The 15,701-nt window shown below is 70.4% G+C and carries 12 protein-coding genes; 5 read left to right on the top strand and 7 right to left on the bottom strand.

What is annotated here, in order from left to right:
- The first annotated feature begins 74 nt into the window (after positions 1-74).
- Positions 75-1,193: an ADP-ribosylglycohydrolase family protein gene (locus tag QF027_RS21060; RefSeq protein WP_307076257.1), complete on the top strand. Its 1,119-nt coding sequence runs from the start codon at positions 75-77 to the stop codon at positions 1,191-1,193.
- A gap of 86 nt (positions 1,194-1,279) precedes the next feature.
- Here QF027_RS21060 and QF027_RS21055 read toward each other — a convergent pair whose 3' ends face one another.
- The 3 genes from QF027_RS21055 to QF027_RS21045 all read right to left on the bottom strand — a co-directional run bounded on the left by QF027_RS21055 (position 1,280) and on the right by QF027_RS21045 (position 5,950).
- Positions 1,280-3,385 (bottom strand): hypothetical protein, encoded by a 2,106-nt coding sequence (locus QF027_RS21055; protein ID WP_307076255.1) that lies wholly within the window; start codon positions 3,383-3,385, stop codon positions 1,280-1,282.
- Between the two features lie 84 nt (positions 3,386-3,469).
- Positions 3,470-5,035 (bottom strand): sodium:solute symporter family protein, encoded by a 1,566-nt coding sequence (locus QF027_RS21050; RefSeq protein ID WP_306979980.1) that lies wholly within the window; start codon positions 5,033-5,035, stop codon positions 3,470-3,472.
- Positions 5,036-5,161: 126 nt separating this feature from the next.
- Positions 5,162-5,950, bottom strand: coding sequence for an SDR family oxidoreductase (locus QF027_RS21045; protein WP_306979982.1), 789 nt, complete (start codon positions 5,948-5,950; stop codon positions 5,162-5,164).
- A 78-nt stretch (positions 5,951-6,028) separates the two neighbouring features.
- On the opposite strand from QF027_RS21045, the gene QF027_RS21040 reads away from it, so the two are divergent.
- Entirely contained in the window at positions 6,029-6,868 is an 840-nt protein-coding gene (locus QF027_RS21040) for a hypothetical protein (RefSeq protein WP_307076253.1), read from the top strand.
- A 14-nt stretch (positions 6,869-6,882) separates the two neighbouring features.
- On the opposite strand, the gene QF027_RS21035 is transcribed toward QF027_RS21040, so the two are convergent.
- Both QF027_RS21035 and QF027_RS21030 read right to left on the bottom strand, forming a co-directional pair.
- Positions 6,883-8,736 (bottom strand): MFS transporter, encoded by a 1,854-nt coding sequence (locus QF027_RS21035; protein WP_307076251.1) that lies wholly within the window; start codon positions 8,734-8,736, stop codon positions 6,883-6,885.
- A 154-nt stretch (positions 8,737-8,890) separates the two neighbouring features.
- Positions 8,891-11,374 carry a D-alanyl-D-alanine carboxypeptidase gene (locus QF027_RS21030; RefSeq protein WP_307076249.1) on the bottom strand — a complete coding sequence of 828 codons (2,484 nt, stop codon included), beginning with the start codon at positions 11,372-11,374 and terminating at the stop codon, positions 8,891-8,893.
- 235 nt (positions 11,375-11,609) lie between these two features.
- Between QF027_RS21030 and QF027_RS21025 the strand changes: the two genes are divergently transcribed.
- The 3 genes from QF027_RS21025 (at position 11,610) to QF027_RS21015 (ending at position 13,936) form a co-directional block, all read left to right on the top strand.
- Positions 11,610-12,365, top strand: a complete 756-nt coding sequence (locus QF027_RS21025; RefSeq protein WP_057608460.1) for a GOLPH3/VPS74 family protein — start codon at positions 11,610-11,612, stop codon at positions 12,363-12,365.
- 319 nt (positions 12,366-12,684) lie between these two features.
- Positions 12,685-13,554 carry a helix-turn-helix domain-containing protein gene (locus QF027_RS21020; protein ID WP_306979992.1) on the top strand — a complete coding sequence of 290 codons (870 nt, stop codon included), beginning with the start codon at positions 12,685-12,687 and terminating at the stop codon, positions 13,552-13,554.
- Between the two features lie 190 nt (positions 13,555-13,744).
- The gene (locus tag QF027_RS21015) at positions 13,745-13,936 is read left to right on the top strand and encodes a DUF397 domain-containing protein (protein ID WP_266518024.1); all 192 of its coding nucleotides are present in this window, start codon (positions 13,745-13,747) and stop codon (positions 13,934-13,936) included.
- A gap of 214 nt (positions 13,937-14,150) precedes the next feature.
- On the opposite strand, the gene QF027_RS21010 is transcribed toward QF027_RS21015, so the two are convergent.
- Positions 14,151-14,654 carry a glutathione peroxidase gene (locus QF027_RS21010; RefSeq protein WP_307076247.1) on the bottom strand — a complete coding sequence of 168 codons (504 nt, stop codon included), beginning with the start codon at positions 14,652-14,654 and terminating at the stop codon, positions 14,151-14,153.
- Positions 14,651-15,655, bottom strand: coding sequence for an ArsR/SmtB family transcription factor (locus QF027_RS21005; protein ID WP_307076246.1), 1,005 nt, complete (start codon positions 15,653-15,655; stop codon positions 14,651-14,653). Before QF027_RS21005 ends, QF027_RS21010 begins: the two co-directional genes overlap by 4 nt.
- Positions 15,656-15,701 lie beyond the last annotated feature (46 nt).

Below are 15,701 nucleotides of genomic sequence, written 5' to 3'. Positions count from 1 at the left end.
CCCTGAACCTCCCACTCCCCGTCGATTACAGTGCTGAGCGTCGTACATACGGACGGTCGCCATGGGAGGTCTTGGTGGGTGCGACAGCCGGGGCCGTCGTCTGGGGGCGTGCCGAGCAGCAGGACTTCCGTAGCCGGGTGCGTGGGACGCTTCTCGGGGTGGCCGTGGGTGACGCGCTGGGCGCGCCGGTCGACGGGCTGGGACTGGACGAGATCCGGGAGTCGTACGGCGCCGAGGGGCTCGTGGACCTCGGGTTCGGGTACGGCCGACGCGGTGCCGTCACTCATCTCACCCAGCTCAGCCTCTTCACGGTGGACGGGCTCATACGGGCCCAGGTCCGACGGGACACCGGCGCCTGGCATCCGCCCACCGATCTGCACCGGGCGTATCTGCGGTGGGCCGCCACCCAGCGGGACTGGGGACCCGACGAGCGGCGCAAGGACGACGGGTGGCTGGCCCGGGAGGAGTGGCTGTACGCCCGCCGCGACCCGACCCGGTCGCTGCTCCTCGGGTTCGGCGACGACACCATGGGGACGCTGGAGTCGCCCAAGAACCCGAGCGAGCTCGGGCCCGAGGCCACGGCCCGTTCCGCGGCCTTCGGGCTGCTGGTCGGCTGGGAGCCGCAGCTCGTCGTACAGCTGGCTGTCGAGTGTGCCGCGCAGACCCACGGGCATCCCGTCGCCTATCTGTCGGCGGGCGCGTACGCCGTGATCGTGCACGCGCTGGCCCTCGGCGACAGTCTCGACGGGGCGGTGCAGCGGGCGCTCGCACTGCTGGCCGCGCGGCCCGGGCACGAGCCCGTCTCGGACGCGCTCCAGCACGCGCTCGGTGCCGTACGGCAGGGGATGCCCACCCCGGCGCGGGTGGAGGAACTCGCCGCCGACGGTTCGGCGGACGGGCTGCTGTCCGCCTCCGTGTACTGCGCGCTGGTCGGGGAGGACGTACGGCACGGTCTGTGCCTTGCCGTGAACCACGACGGCCCCTCGGCCGCGGCCGGCGCCCTCACCGGCGGCCTGCTGGGCGCCCTGCACGGCGAGACGGCCCTCCCGCCGGCCTGGCTGGCGGAATTGGAGGGCCGGCCCACTCTCCTCGAACTCGCCGACGACTTCGCCATGGAGATGACCCAAGGGCCCGCGCTGCATGGTCCGGCGGGGGCGTCTCCCGGCTGGCTGGCGCGATACCCGCGGGCATGACATCGCCCCGATCGCACTCAGCGCTTCGTCCACAGGACTGTGGTCGGGGGCGGGCATCCCGTGACCGGACGCCCGCCCCCGACCCGTTACAGCGGTGCCTGCGCGGACCAGAGTCCGCGTCCGTGCGTCGCCACCAGGAGGCGTCCGCCGTCGGGTGAGACGTCCAGGGAGACGATTCCGGCGTGGGGCAGTGCGCCGCCGAGCCGGTACCAGGTGCACGAGCCGGACGCGGTGGGCGCGGCGGCGAAGACGCCGACGTCCGTGCCGACGACCACGTGGCCGTGCCACAGGGCGAGCGCCCCGGCCGGCGCGTCCGGCAGGTCGCCGGTGCGGTCGGTCCAGGTGGTGCCGCCGTCGGTGCTCTCGAAAACGTGGCCCTCGCCCGCGCCGGAGACGTAGGAGCGGGTGAAGCCGCCGTACGTGGCCCAGACGTGGCGGGCGTCGTGCGGGTCGACGGTGAGCGAGGTGACGTACCGGTTCGGCAGCGGCGCCGTGAGCCGGTGCCAGGTGCCGCCCGCATCGGTGTCGATGCCGCTGGCGTACTGCTCGCCGCTCCAGTCCTCCCAGCCCGCGTACGTCACGGAGCCGTTCACGCCGAGGGCGGTGACGGCGTGGTCCTCGCCGGTGTCGTGGACGGCGGTCCAGTCACAGGAGTCGGCGGTGCAGCGAGTGTCCCAGCCCTTCCCGGCGTTGTCCCACACGTAACGGCCGCCCGCGACCCAGTGGTTCACGTCGGCGGTGTCGGAGGTGTAGGGGGCGATGAACTCGGGGCCCGGGTCGCAGCCCTTGAGGTCGGCGTTCCAGTCGCAGGCGGGGGAGATGCCGGTGAAGGAGGGCGTGGTGCCGTCGGAGCGGCCGCCGTTGGTGGTCAGGCTCATGTCCAGGTCGACGTACTCGTTGACGGCGCGGTCGGCGTCGGCCGGGTCGACGAGGACGAAGCCGCCGTCGCCGCCCGAGGGCTGGTACAGCTCCCGCGCGCCGGGCAGGCTCAGCACGTTGCCGTTGTCCTGGGTGCCGCCCCAGGTGGACAGGGCGCCGGTCGCCGGGTCGGTCCCGTAGGCGGCGTCGTAGTACTGGAGGGTGCGCAGGTCCTGGTTGAGGTTGGTCCAGCCCTTCGAGGGCAGCTCGGGGTCCGGACGCAGGGTCGCCGAGCGCTCGTAGACGCCGCCGTCGTTGCCGAAGTAGACGCGGTGGCCGGGGCCGAAGGCGAGGGCGTGCTGGTCGGCGTGGGTGGTCATCGGGCAGCCGCCCGCTATCAGCCCGTTGGTGTAGCACTTCAGGCCGTAGTTCCAGTACGGGCCGATGGTCGCCCAGGTCTTCCCGGCGTCCCAGCTCTCGAACACCTCGGAGAAGCCCGCGTACACGTGGTCGGGGTCGGCGGGGTCCACGGCGACGTACTGGTTGTACCAGGCGGCGCCGGCCGGGTCGCTGTTCTGCGCGCCGGATGCCTTGAGGACGTCCTCGTCGGCGACCGTCGTCCAGGGGCCGGCCGCGTCACCGGTGGCCGAGCGGTACACCGCGCCCTGGTCGCTGCTGCCCGAGGCGTCACCGACGAGGGCGAACAGTTCGTGGCCGTCGGCCGAGTACGACAGACTCGACCGGCCGGGGGTGACGCCCGCGAGGTCGCCGGTCGGGGTGACCTTGTGCCAGGTGCCGGGTTTCCCGGAGTCGTCGGACTGGTAGACGCCGTTCGCGTCGCCGACGCCGTAGAACTGGCGCGCGATCACGGCGGTCACCTGCCGCCCGCCGGTTCCGGGGCGTACGGCGACGTCGGTGGCGGCCGAGGACCAGCGGGTGTCCGGGGCGCCGGGGGCGAGGGCGACCGTCCAGTCGGCGGTGATGTCGTCGGCGGCGCGGCGCAGGACGCCCTCGTCGGTGGCCGCGTAGACGTTCCCCCGGCCGTCGAAGGTGATGCGGGGGACGATGCTGCCGTCGATCCGCCTGCCCACCTGCTTCCACGTGTTGCCCCGGTCGGTGGAGCGGTAGATGCCGAGGCCGGTGTAGGAGTCGCCGGAGTTGCTGGGCTCGCCGGTGCCTATCCACAGGGAGTGGTCGGCGGGGTTCACGGCCAGGGCGCCCATGGCGAGGGTCTGCTGCTGGTCGGACAGGGGCTTCCAGTGCCGCCCGTCGTCGTCCGAGCGCCACAGGCCGCCGTCGAACTCTGGAGTACACGGGCCGCAATGATCCGGCAAAGCAATCCCCTCAACCGCCCGAGAAGGCGAGGCGGTTGAGGGGACCGAGTGCTCCGAGGAGAGCGGGTACTCAGGAGGCCGAGGTCAGTCCTTCACCGGTGTACGGTCCGCCGGCCCCACCGGAGTCGGGATCGCCGCGGCCGCCGCCCCGTCCCCGTCCGTGTTGATCTTCTCGATGATCGCGAGGCGTTCCGGAGTGTCCTCGGGCTTGATGAAGCCGACGAGGATGTACAGGATCAGCGAGACCGCCAGCGGGATCGAGACCTGGTACTGGAGCGGGACACCGCCGTCGACGTTCCAGTTGATCGGGTAGTTGACCAGCCAGAAGGCGAGCAGACCCATCGACCAGCTGGTGAGCGCGGCCGTCGGGCCGGAGCGGCGGAACGGGCGCAGCAGGCCGAGCATCATCGGGATGGCCATCGGGCCCATGAGTCCGGCCACCCACTTGATCACGACGGTGATGATGTCCTTGAACGCGGGGGAGTTGACCTGGGTCGCCGCCGCCATCGACAGGCCGAGGAAGACGACCGTGGCGATGCGCGCGACCCTGAGGCCCTGTCCCTGGCTCCAGCTGCGCGCCCTGCGCCACACCACCGGTGCGCAGTCCCGGGTGAAGACGGCCGCGATCGCGTTGGCGTCGGAGGAGCACATGGCCATCGTGTGCGAGAAGAAGCCGACGATCACCAGGCCCAACAGGCCGTGCGGAAGCAGCTGTTCGGTCATCAGGCCGTAGGAGTCGGAGCCGTCGGGCTTCTGCGACTGGACCAGCAGCGGTGACATCCACATGGGGAAGAACAGGACGACCGGCCACACCAGCCACAGGATCGCCGACAGCCGTGCCGAGCGCTCGGCCTCGTGCGCGTTCGCCGTGGCCATGTAGCGCTGGGCCTGGTTGAGCATGCCGCCGTTGTACTCGAAGAGCTTGATGAAGAGGAACGCGAGCAGGAAGACCGTGCCGTACGGCCCCACCAGCGGCTCTCCGTGACCCTGGAGCTCAGGCTCGTCCCAGGCGCCGAAGAAGCCGATGCCCTTGTCGTTGAGCTTGAGGACGACGGCGACGAACATCGCGACACCGGCGAGGAGTTGGATGACGAACTGGCCCAACTCCGTCAGCGCGTCGGCCCACAGACCGCCGATCGTGCAGTAGACGGCCGTGATGCCGCCGGTGATGAGGATGCCCTGGTTGAGCGAGATCCCGGTGAAGACGGACAACAGGGTCGCGATCGCGGCCCACTTGGCGCCCACGTCCACGATCTTCAGCAGCATGCCCGACCAGGCCAGCGCCTGCTGGGTCTTCAAGTCGTAGCGGTTCTTCAGGTATTCGAGCGGGGAAGCCACATGGAGCCGTGAGCGCAGCCGGTTGATACGCGGCGCGAACAGCTTCGAGCCGATGGCGATGCCGAGTGCGATGGGGAAGGACCAGGTGACGAACGACGTGACGCCGTACGTGTAGGCGATGCCCGCGTACCCGGTGAACATCACCGCGCTGTAGCCCGACATGTGGTGCGAGATGCCCGACAGCCACCACGGCATCTTGCCGCCGGCCGTGAAGAAGTCGCTGACGTCGTCCACCCGTTTGTGCGACCAGACGCCGATCGCGACCATCACGCCGAAATAGCCGATGAGCACGGCCCAGTCGAGACCGTTCATGTGCGCCCTCCCAGGGATCAGCCCGGCGCTCATCGTGGGCGCCACCACGTGGACACGACAAGCTGGTGTAAGGTCAAAGGGAGGTAAAGATATTCGAGATGATGGCCTGCGTTCATCTACATGAACTCACCGCATCAGCTCCCCGGCGTTGACCAGCAACGACTGTCCGGTGATCGCCCGCGCCCGGTCCGAGGCCAGGAACACCGTCGCGTCCGCCACGTCCCCGTCGGTCGCGAGATCGGGCAGCGCCATCCGGTCGGTGAGCCGCTTGAGCACGTCCGCCTCCGGCACCTTCTCCGTATGCGCGGTGAACTGCACGTACGCCTGCACCGGCGGCCCCCACATCCAGCCCGGCAACACGGTGTTGACCCGGATCCGGTGCGGCCCGAGCTCCCGCGCCAGCGAGTACATCGCGCTGGTCAGCGCCCCCTTCGAGGCGGCGTACGCGGCCTGCCGCACCTGCGAGGGGGCGGCCACGGCAGACTGCGTCCCGACGAACACGACCGACCCCCCGCCCGCCGCCTTCAGTCCCGCCAGACACGCCCGGGTCATCCGCAGCGACCCCAGCAGGTTCACGTCGATGACCGACTGCCACGTCGCGAAGTCCGCGTCCTCGAGTCCGCCGAAGTAGCTGTCCCACGCGGCCACCTGCACGACCGCGTCCAGCCGCCCGAACCGCTCCACCGCCAACTCCGCGAGCCGCACGCACTGTTGCTCGTCGGTGATGTCCGTCGACCGGTACGCCGTGTGCGCCCCGTCCGGATCGATCTCGGCGGCGCTCTTCGCGAGGTTCGCCTCGGTCCGCGCACCCAGCACGGCGTTCCCGCCGTCCCGCACGACGGCCGCGGCGACCTGATGACCGAGCCCGGCGCCGACACCCGACACGACGACGGTCTTCCCGGAGAGAAGTGACATACCGGCGGCCTCCCTGCTCTGGCGCATTATCTGACGGGGCGTCAGAGTATGGGCGAGTGCTGGAGGAGGGAAGGTCCCATGTCAGAAGAGACCCACAGCGAGACGTACGCCGAACTGGCCGCCGTAGGGCCCTACGGAGTCCGCCCCGGCCACGCGCTGATCACCATGGTCGAACCGCATCCCGGCCACGAGTACGCCTACAACCGCTGGTACGAGGACGATCACTTCATCGCGGGAGCGATGGCCATGCCCTGGATGTACGCAGGACGCCGCTGGGTGGCCACCCGTGACCTCCAACTGCTGCGCGTCCCGGAGAAGTCGGCCGTGGCCCAGCCGGTGACGGCGGGCTGCTATCTCTCCACCTACTGGGTCACCGACGGCCGCTACGACGACCACATGAAGTGGACGGTGGCCATCAACAAGCGCCTCAACCGCGACGCCCGCGTCTACCGCGACCGCACCCACGTCTTCACGGCGTTCCAGGACCACGAGTCCACGGTCTACCGCGACGGGGCGGCGGGCCCGAGGGACTTCCACGCCCTGGACCACCCGTACCGGGGCTTGGTGCTGGAGGTGATCGACTCGGAATCCCCGGAGCGGCGGGGGGAGTTGCTGGAGTGGCTGGTCTCGCGGCACCTGCCGAAGAGCGTGACGGGCTCCCCGACGGCGATGGTGACCGTCTTCCGCCCGACCCCCCTCCCCGGCGACCGCATGACCTACGTGAAGCAGGTCGAGGGGGTGGACACGCGCCTCACGCTGCTGTGGTTCCTGGAGACGGACCCGAGGGAGTGCTGGGACCCCTGGTTCACGCGCCTGGAGGACAACGTCACCGAGTCAGGGCTCGGACGCGTGGAGCTGCTGGCGCCTTTCGTCCCGACAGTCCCGGGCACGGACACCTACGTGGATCAACTGCGCTGATCACACTGCGCTGATCACTTCAGCTCATCCGGACAGGGCGTCCCGCGCGGCACCGTGTACGGCGCAGCCAGCCGATACGTCCCCGCCTTCGGCGCGAGCAGCATCGTCCACTTGTCCCCGTCCGCGTCCTCCGGCGTCTCCATCAGGCACCCGTTGACGTTGTCGAAGGTCTTGGGCTCCCCGTCCTCCCGCTCCTTCGACGCGTCCGTCTCCTGCGGCGGCTTCAGCTTGTTGCCCTTCGCGTCCACGATCGACAGCCAGGGCGAGTAGGGGATCCGGATGAGGATGCGCCCGGCCTTCTTCACCCGCATCGTCATCTCGCCCTGCGCGGCCCGGTCGACCACCGTGTTCGGGGAGGCGAGCGGCGCCGGGTCGGTCACCTGGAACAGCTGCCAGTTCGCGTCGCCCCAGATCTGCTTCAGATACGGCATCCCGCGCTGGACCAGCTCCCGCTCCCGCTCGCCCCCGTCCCCGTCGGGCTCGTCCTTCGGCACGACCACGAAGTGCACGGCCCAGCGCTGGAGCCACTCGTGGTAGTTCGCGGAGTTCAGGGTGTCGTCGTAGAAGAGCGGGTTGCGCTCCATGTCGGCCTGCCGGTTCCAGCCCCGGGCGAGGTTGACGTACGGCGCGAGCGCGGACGCCTCGCGGTGGGAGGCGGCCGGTACGACCTCGACGCGGCCCTTCTCGGCGCCGACCTCCTGGAGCTCGTTGACGAGGGGGGCCAGCTCGCGTGCCCAGGACGCCGTGGGGGTCGTGTGGACGACGTCGTCGACGGACTTGAAGCCGATCCAGGTGGTGAAGCCGGCGAAGGCGATGACGATGGCGTACCACTTGCGGGTGCGCGGCACCGCGAAGGGCAGCGCGGCCGCCAGGGCCACCCCCGCGAACAGCATCGACAGGCGCGAGATGTTGGAGCCGATCTGGGAGCTCACCAGCCAGACCAGGACGACCGACAGGCTGTAGACCCCGGCCGTGATCCGGACCGTCGTCCACTCGCGCGGGACGAGGAGGAAGACCAGAAGGCCGTAGGCCAGCGGCAGGAGCACCGAGGCGATCTTCATCGGTTGGGTGCCGGCGAACGGGAAGAGCCACGCGGACACGGCGACGACTGCCGTGGGCGCGATGCCCAGGGCCCAGGCGCCCGGACGCCGTTTCTGCAGGAAGAGGGCGACCGCCACCAGGCCCACGAACAGGCCGGCGACCGGTGAGGCCATGGTCGCGAGCGCGGCGAGCGGGGCCGCGCAGAGGGCTTTCGCCCAGCGTTTGTAGCGCCAGCGGTGCGGCCAGCAGAAGACGACGGCGACCGCGCCGAGCGCGAACACCGTGCCGAGTCCGAAGGTCACCCGGCCCGAGGCCGCGTTGCACAGGAAGGCGTACACGCCCGCCAGCGAGGCCCACAGGGGGTTCCTCACCGACCGGCTGCGGATGAGGACCAGCGTCAGCAGTCCGGCCGAGACGGTCCCGGCCAGCATCATCGTCGTACGGACGCCGAGGACCGACATCAGATACGGCGAGACGATGCTGTACGACACCGGGTGCATGCCGCCGTACCAGGCCAGGTTGTACGCGGAGTCCGGGTGTCGGCCGACGAACTCGGCCCACGCGTCCTGCGCCGCGAGGTCGCCGCCACTGTTCGCGAACGTGAAGAACCAGACGATGTGGAGGACGCCGGAGAGCGCGGTCATGGAGAGGACGGGGTGGCGCAGCAGCCGCTCACGCAGCGCGAGGAGAGCGGTCCAGATCCTGGCCCTGAGGCCCGTGGGAGGGCTGCCGTTCCCGGTCTCGGGTTCTGCGGGCTCGCGTATTCGCGGGCCGGTACCCGGGCCCGGGTCGGTGTCGTCGGCGCGTGTCGGCTCCGCAGTGGCCACCTGAAGGCACTCCCCGTGGTGTCCCGTCTTCATTTCCCGGCCGCGCCCCAGCGTCGACCTGCCCCGGTTCGTGACGCTAGCACGCGGCCCGCCGTCCGGAACCCGGGCGGGGTCCGGCCGGTGGGCCGCGTGCGGTGTCCGTCCCGGTTCGGGATCAGCCGACGCGGGTCAGCTTGTCGGTGAATCCCGGTTCGGTCAGATCCTTCTGCAGGGTGACCGGCACCTTGACCGCGCCGCCCTCGCCGTCACCGACGGTGAGGCTGCCGACCTTGGTGCCGGCCTTCGCGGTGTGCGGTACGTCGTCGGCGGTGAAGGACAGCTTCACCTTGAAGCCGGCCCAGCCGACGGCGGTGACGTCCTTGGTGAGCACGACGGGGGTGTGACCGCCCAGGCCGTCGTCCACGTATCCGACGACGTCACCCTTCTTGAGGATCTTCGCCGAGGTCAGGGCGTCCTCGGCAGCGAGCAGCGCGACCTTGCTGACGTCGTTGACGGTCTTGATGATCGGCGCCTTGTGCTGGCCGAGGATCGCGCCGACGACGGTGACGGTCTCCCCACCGACCTCCTTGCGGGATGCGAAGAGGAGGTTGCCGCCGGCGGCGCTGGTGGTGCCGGTCTTGATGCCGATGCCGGTGTAGGGGACCAGATAGTTGTAGTTGTACCACTTCTGTCCGGACGGATCGATCCACTGTCCCATGGACGTGATCTCCATCAGCGCCGGGATCTTCACCAGCTCGTTGCCGAGCTTCACCTGGTCCTCGGCGGTGGAGACGGTGGTCTCCTTCAGGCCCGAGGCGTCGGTGTACTTCGTGTTCTTCATGCCGAGTTCCTGGGCGGTGTCGTTCATCTTCTTGATGAACGCCGCCTCGGAACCGGAGTCCCAGCGGGCGAGCAGCCGGGCGATGTTGTTGGCGGAGGGGATCATGATCGCCGCGATCGCCTGCCTCTGGGTGAGGACGTCGCCCTCCTTGACGGTGTTGAGGGTGGACTCGCCCTGCTTGTTGTAGCCGCCCTCCTTCTCGGCGAGCGCGTCGACGGTGATCTTCGCGCCCTCCTCGCCGGACTTGAGGGGGTGGTCCTTCAGGACGATGTAGGCGGTCATGGCCTTGGCCACGGAGCCGATCGCGACGGGGGTCTGCTTGCCGAAGTTCCCCATCGTGCCGACGCCGTTGACGTCCAGCCAGCCCTGACCCTGGGCGGGCCAGGGGAGGGTGGCCTTGCTGCCGTCGAAGGTGTAGGAGTCCTCGGCGGTGAGGCTGAGGGTGGGACCCGGCAGCGGGCGCAGGCTCTGCGCGATCGCAAACGCGACGACCAGGAGGATGAGGATCGGGGTCCAGATCTTGACCCGGCGGCCGAGGGTGCGCAGGGGGCTGGGCGGGGGCGGCGGGGTGTTGGTGAGCTCCGCGAGCAGGTCGAGGGGCGGCTTCGGCGGCAGGGGCTGCTGCGTGGTCCGCTCCGGGCCGACCTGGGGAACGGCGGCGGTCACGTCCGCCTTCGGCCGCGACTCGCGCGGCTCGTCGAGGGCCTTCAATGCGACGAACTTGCTCGTCCGCTCGGCGGGGGTCTCCGGCTTGCGGGGGGCGCCGGCATCCTTGGGCTCAGCTGCCGCCGCCGTCGCTGCCTCCGCCGCCTTGCCGAGCTTCAGCATGGTGGTGGGCTGGTCCACGGGGGGCCGGGGTGCCTTGAAGACGGCGGTGGGCTGGTCGACGGGTGCCTTGTCGCTCACGCCCGCGTCACCGGACCCACCGTCTTCGGGGGCCTCGCCGTCGCCGCCGGGCTTGTCGTCCGTGTGCGGGTCGGTGGGGGCGGGTCCCGCAGTTCCCCGCGCCCCTGGGGGGTTCGAGTCGCCGGTGTCCGGGACGTGGTCCTCGTCGTCGGCTACGGCCGTCTCGGTCGCCGCGTCGGTGTCCGTGCCGGATTTCGGCCCCGTGTCAGAGGCGGACTCGTCCTCGGAGACCTCGCCGGCGGGCTCGGCGCCCTTGCCCTCGGGTTTCTTCGCGGCCTCCGCCTTGCTGGAGCTGCCGTCGGGCCCGGTCTTCTCGTCCCCTGTGCGAACCCACGCCGCCACCGCGTCCCGCAGCCGCGCGTCGGGCGCGCCGGAGTCGCTGGAACTCCCGGCCGAGGCCGAATCGTCCGGTTCCTCGGTCGAGTCCGTGGCGTCCGGGTCTCCCGCTGTGCCGGAGTCGCCGGAGTCGCCGGAGCTCTCGGCCGTACCGGAATCGTCCGGGTCGTCGGTCGTGTCCGTGGCGTCCGCGTCTTCCGCCGTTTCGGAGTCGCCGGGGCTCTCGGCCGTGGCCGAGTCCTCCGGGCCCTCTGCCCCGTCGGCGTCCTCAGGGCGCTTCTCCGCGGCCGAGGGGGCGTCGTCGGGCTTCCCCGTGTCGGATCCGCCCGTTCCGGCGTCTGTGGGGCTCTCGGCGGGCTTCTCGGGGGTCTCCGGGAGGTCACGTACCGAGAAGACCCTCGTGGCCGTGTCGACGCCGCCGAGGGAGATGGACTCCCGCGCCACCGCGAGCCGGGGATCGCGGGCGGAACTCCTCGCCTCGGGAACCGTACTCGCGCTCCCCGACGTCGGTTCTGCCGACGACTCGCGCTGCTTCGACCTGTCGGGGGACTCGCCCGCCACCGATGCCTCCTCCATGTGCCGCGGGTGATCGGTATCCGTCACCCTGCGCCTGCCGAACCGTTGAATCGCCGCCCGGGCAGCCGCCACACCCCGCTGTCCGAACCATGTACCAGTGTCCTGTGTGTGGCGCTGTCCCAAGCGGTAGACGAGAACGACATACCTACCGGTTCCACTACAAAGAGGTCACGCACCCTCGACAGACCAATGTGAGAGGGGTCACCCTGTCTGTCATCCACGCGGGGAGGCATGGATGGGCAGGAGCCGCAGAACACTTCCGGAGGAGCTTCTGCTGCTGGCGTTGGACCCGACCACGGGTACCACCGCGCAGCCGCAGTCGCTCGACCTCGGTCTGGCCGGAGCGCAGCTAGTGGAGCTGGCGCTGGCCGGACGGATAGCCCCAGACGGGGATCGTATCGCCGTGGTAGCCCCACGGCCGACTGGAGATCCGACTTTGGACTGCGCGTTGGAGTTGCTGCGAAGGCGTGGCGCTCCCGTGCGGGCAGTGAACTGGATCGGCGGGCCGCGACTGGGGCTCCGCCAGACTTACCTCTCGCATCTGGAGCGGTGCGGCATGGTTCATGCCGTGGCGGGTCAGATGTGCGGAGTGCTGCCGACGACTCGCTATCAGGCGACGGACAACGAGATCAGCCGGGAGATCAAGTCCCGACTGGACTCGGCGATCCGCACCGGTGTACCGCCGGACCCGCGGACCGCCGCGCTCGCCGCCCTGGCACACGCGGTCGGCCTCGGCAAGCACCTGTATCCGGGCAACGAGGGACGGTCCTCGAGGTCCCGGCTGCGGGACCTCATCAGGCACGACCCGATGGGCGGTCTCGTCGCGCACGCCGTGATGGACGTCCAGAACGGTGTGGCCGCACAGCCACGTCGTAGCCCGGCACCCGCCGGCCGCCAGGCCGCCCCGGGAGCCAGGCCCGCACCGGAACCCGCTCGCGGCGTTCCGATGCAACCGCGCCGAGGACCGATGGCGCGCGCCGTGGCTCACTGAGCCGCAGTTCCACGGCACGCACCGCCGACAGCACGACCCGCACCACTCAGCCGCCGCACCGTCAGTCCCCAAAGACCGGTTCGGGAGCCGCTGGTCCGCGCGGGGCGACGGAACCGTACGTCCGCACATCGGGCGTCGCCGGGTTCCGCCACCCCGCGCGGCCGCATGTCCGGGCACGGTCGGCCCAGCGACCCTCGACTGACGTGTACGCAGCGCATATACACCGTTTCCCAGCGGTAATACGCACCTTGGTGGCAGTCTGCTCAACAGCAGATACGCAAAGTCAAGAACGAGGCACGCAGCCGGAGGTGCACGTCCCGTGGCGTCCAATGTCAATCCCACCGTCAGGCGGCGCCGGCTGGGCCAGGAGCTGCGCAGGCTCCGCGAGCTCAAGGGCATGACGGCCGAAGAGGTGGCGGAGCGGCTGCTCGTGTCGCAGTCGAAGATCAGCCGGCTGGAGAACGGCCGGCGCAGCATCAGCCAGCGCGATGTCCGCGACCTGTGCGGGGTGTACGAGGTCGAGGACCAGCGCATCGTCGACTCCCTGATGCAGATGGCCAAGGACTCGCGGCAGCAGGGCTGGTGGCATGCCTTCGGGGACATCCCGTACAGCGTCTACATCGGTCTGGAGACCGACGCCGAGTCGCTGCGGGTGTACGAACCCCAGATCATCACCGGCCTGTTGCAGACCCGGCCGTACGCCGAGGCCATCGTGCGCGGCGGCGCGCCCGAGGCGACGGAGACGGAGAACGACAAGCGGGTCGAGGTGCGGCTGCGGCGGCAGAGCCGGGTCGCGGCCGAGCGTGATCCGCTGCGGCTGTGGGTGGTCCTGGACGAGGCGGCCCTGCGCCGGGTCGTCGGCAGCCGGCAGGTGATGCGCGAGCAGTTGGAGTACCTCGTCGAGATGTCCCAGCAGCCCCATATCACCGTGCAGGTACTGCCGTTCGACGTCGGCGCGCACCCGGGGCTCAGCGGCCAGTACTCCATTCTGGAGTTCTCGGACGCGGCCGATTCCAGCGTCGTCTACATCGAGGGCGTCACCAGCGACCTGTACCTGGAGAAGGCGCACGACGTGCAGAAGTACACCGTGATGTACGAGCACTTGAGGGCGCAGGCGCTCAACGTCGACCAGTCGCGTCAGCTGATCGAGGACATCGCCAAGGAGTACGCCCGGGAATACACCCGTTGAACCGCTTCCGTACTGGGCGGGCCGGATAGTACACCCCAGCCCCGGCCGCCTGGAAGAGTCCTTTGGAATATGCCGCCAGAAGAGTGAATGGCTGCTCCGAAAGAGGAAGTCGGCGAGTAGCGTCGATCACGCCAACGATCAGTGAAGGTTGGCGTGATCCGAACTCTGCACATCTGGCTACGGAGCGAATATGGCAATTCGTCTGGGCAACCTGGACACATGGACGACCTCCACCTACACCAACGCCAACGGGGCGTGCCTGATGGTGAGGTCGACCGAAGAGGAAGCACTCGAACTCGGCGACACGAAGATCCCCGAGGGCCCCAAGCTGGCCTTCCCCGCCGAGGCGTGGAGCGCCTTCGTGGCCTCGGTCAAGGTGTGAGGGGCGGACCGGTCTGATCCCCGTCCCGTTCATCCACAACTGCACATCACAACTGCTCACGACAACAGCACAAGCACCACCACAGAGCCCTCTCGACCAGATCGCCGTCCTTGCCGAGGGGGCTCGGCGTGTGCCTGCGGCGCTGGGGCCGGGGGTGTGCGTCGGGTGCGGCTCGATGGGGGCTGGGCGACCAGCCCGACGGACCCGCAGCCGCCTACGCCAGCGCACCCTCCACGGCGGTGACGACCTCGTCCGACTCCGGCTCCGTCTGCGGGGAGAACCTCGCCACGACCGACCCGTCCCGGCCGATCAGGAACTTCTCGAAGTTCCAGCGGATGTCCCCGGTGTGCCCCTCCGCGTCGGCGAAGCCCACCAGACGGTCGTAGAGCGCGTGCCGCCCCTCGCCGTTCACCTCGACCTTCTCGGTCAGCGGGAAGGTCACCCCGTACGTCGCCGAGCAGAACTCCGCGATCTCCTCGGCGCTGCCGGGCTCCTGCCCCAGGAACTGGTTGCAGGGCACGCCGAGCACGGTGAAGCCCCGCTCCGCGTAGCGCTCCTGGAGCTTCTCCAGGCCGTTGTACTGCGGGGTGAGCCCGCACTTGGAAGCCACGTTCACGATGAGGACGGCCTTGCCGGCGTACCGGCCGAGGTCGGCGGAACCGCCCGTGAGGGCACCGATCTCGACGTCCAGGGGAGAGGAACCATCTGTAGTCGTCATGACCGGATGCTAACTCCGCTCAGTGAATCGCCGGTTCCGGCCCCCGACGCCTCCACGAGCACCTCCCCGGCCGCCGTCCGCGCGTACAGCACCGACCGCCCGGCCCGCCGCCGCTCCACCAGGCCCGCGTCCAGCAGCACCCGCAGATGCCGTCCCACCGAGCCCAGCCCCTGCCCGGTCACGGCGACGAGCTGGCTCGTGCTCAGGGGGGAGTCCAGGAGGACCAGCACCCGGGCCCGTGCGGCGCCGAGCAGCGTGCCGAGGCTCGCGGGCACGCTCCGGGCGCCCGGATCGGCGAGGGCGCCCGCGCAGCCGTAGACGATGGCGTACCGACGCGGCTCCTCCCACGTCGCCCAGCCGCGGCCCGGGGTGACCGGGACGAAGACGAGTTCGGCGCCGGAGATCTCGCGGGGCGGACGCTCGTGCCGGTTCACCTGGAGCCGGTTGTCGCCGAGCCAGCGGGTCTGGCCCGGGGTCAGGGAGTCGATGACGGCCGCCCAGCCGCCCCGGCTCACCTGCGCGGTCCGGGCGACCACGTCCGCCTCCAGGATCCGCCGCCGACGGTCCCAGTACGGCCGTACGGTCCGCGTCCAGACGTAGTCGAGGAGCGCGGCGGCCCGCTCCGGGAGGTCGTCCCGCTCCAGGTCGGCGGGCAGCGGGCCGCGCAGGGAGACCCGGACGTTCGCGCGGGCCTCGGCCGGGTCGGTCGCCCGGATCCGCGCGAGCGTCACCTCCAGGGGCGTGCCGTCGCGCGGCAGCGGCGCGAGGAAGTCGGCGATCCAGGACGTGCCCATCGCCGAGCGCACCAGCAGCGCGGTCACCGGGTCGGCCGCGAGGCGCGCGCGGTAGCCGGACAGGTGGGTGCGGAGCCAGGCCTCCTCGCCCGGGTGGGCGGCGGCGCCCGTGTGCAGCAGCCGCAGGGTCGCGAAGGTCTCGGTGAAGGGGCAGACCACGAACCGGCTGCGGACGAGGGTGTCCGCGTTGACCTGCCACCAGCCCATGGACCCCCCTTGGTTTCGCGACCGCGCGAAACACTAACCGTCAGCC

Origin of the sequence: Streptomyces canus (genome assembly GCF_030816965.1) — a bacterium.
Classification (GTDB): Bacteria; Actinomycetota; Actinomycetes; order Streptomycetales; family Streptomycetaceae; genus Streptomyces; species Streptomyces canus_E.
This window is presented reverse-complemented; position numbering and strand designations above follow the sequence as displayed.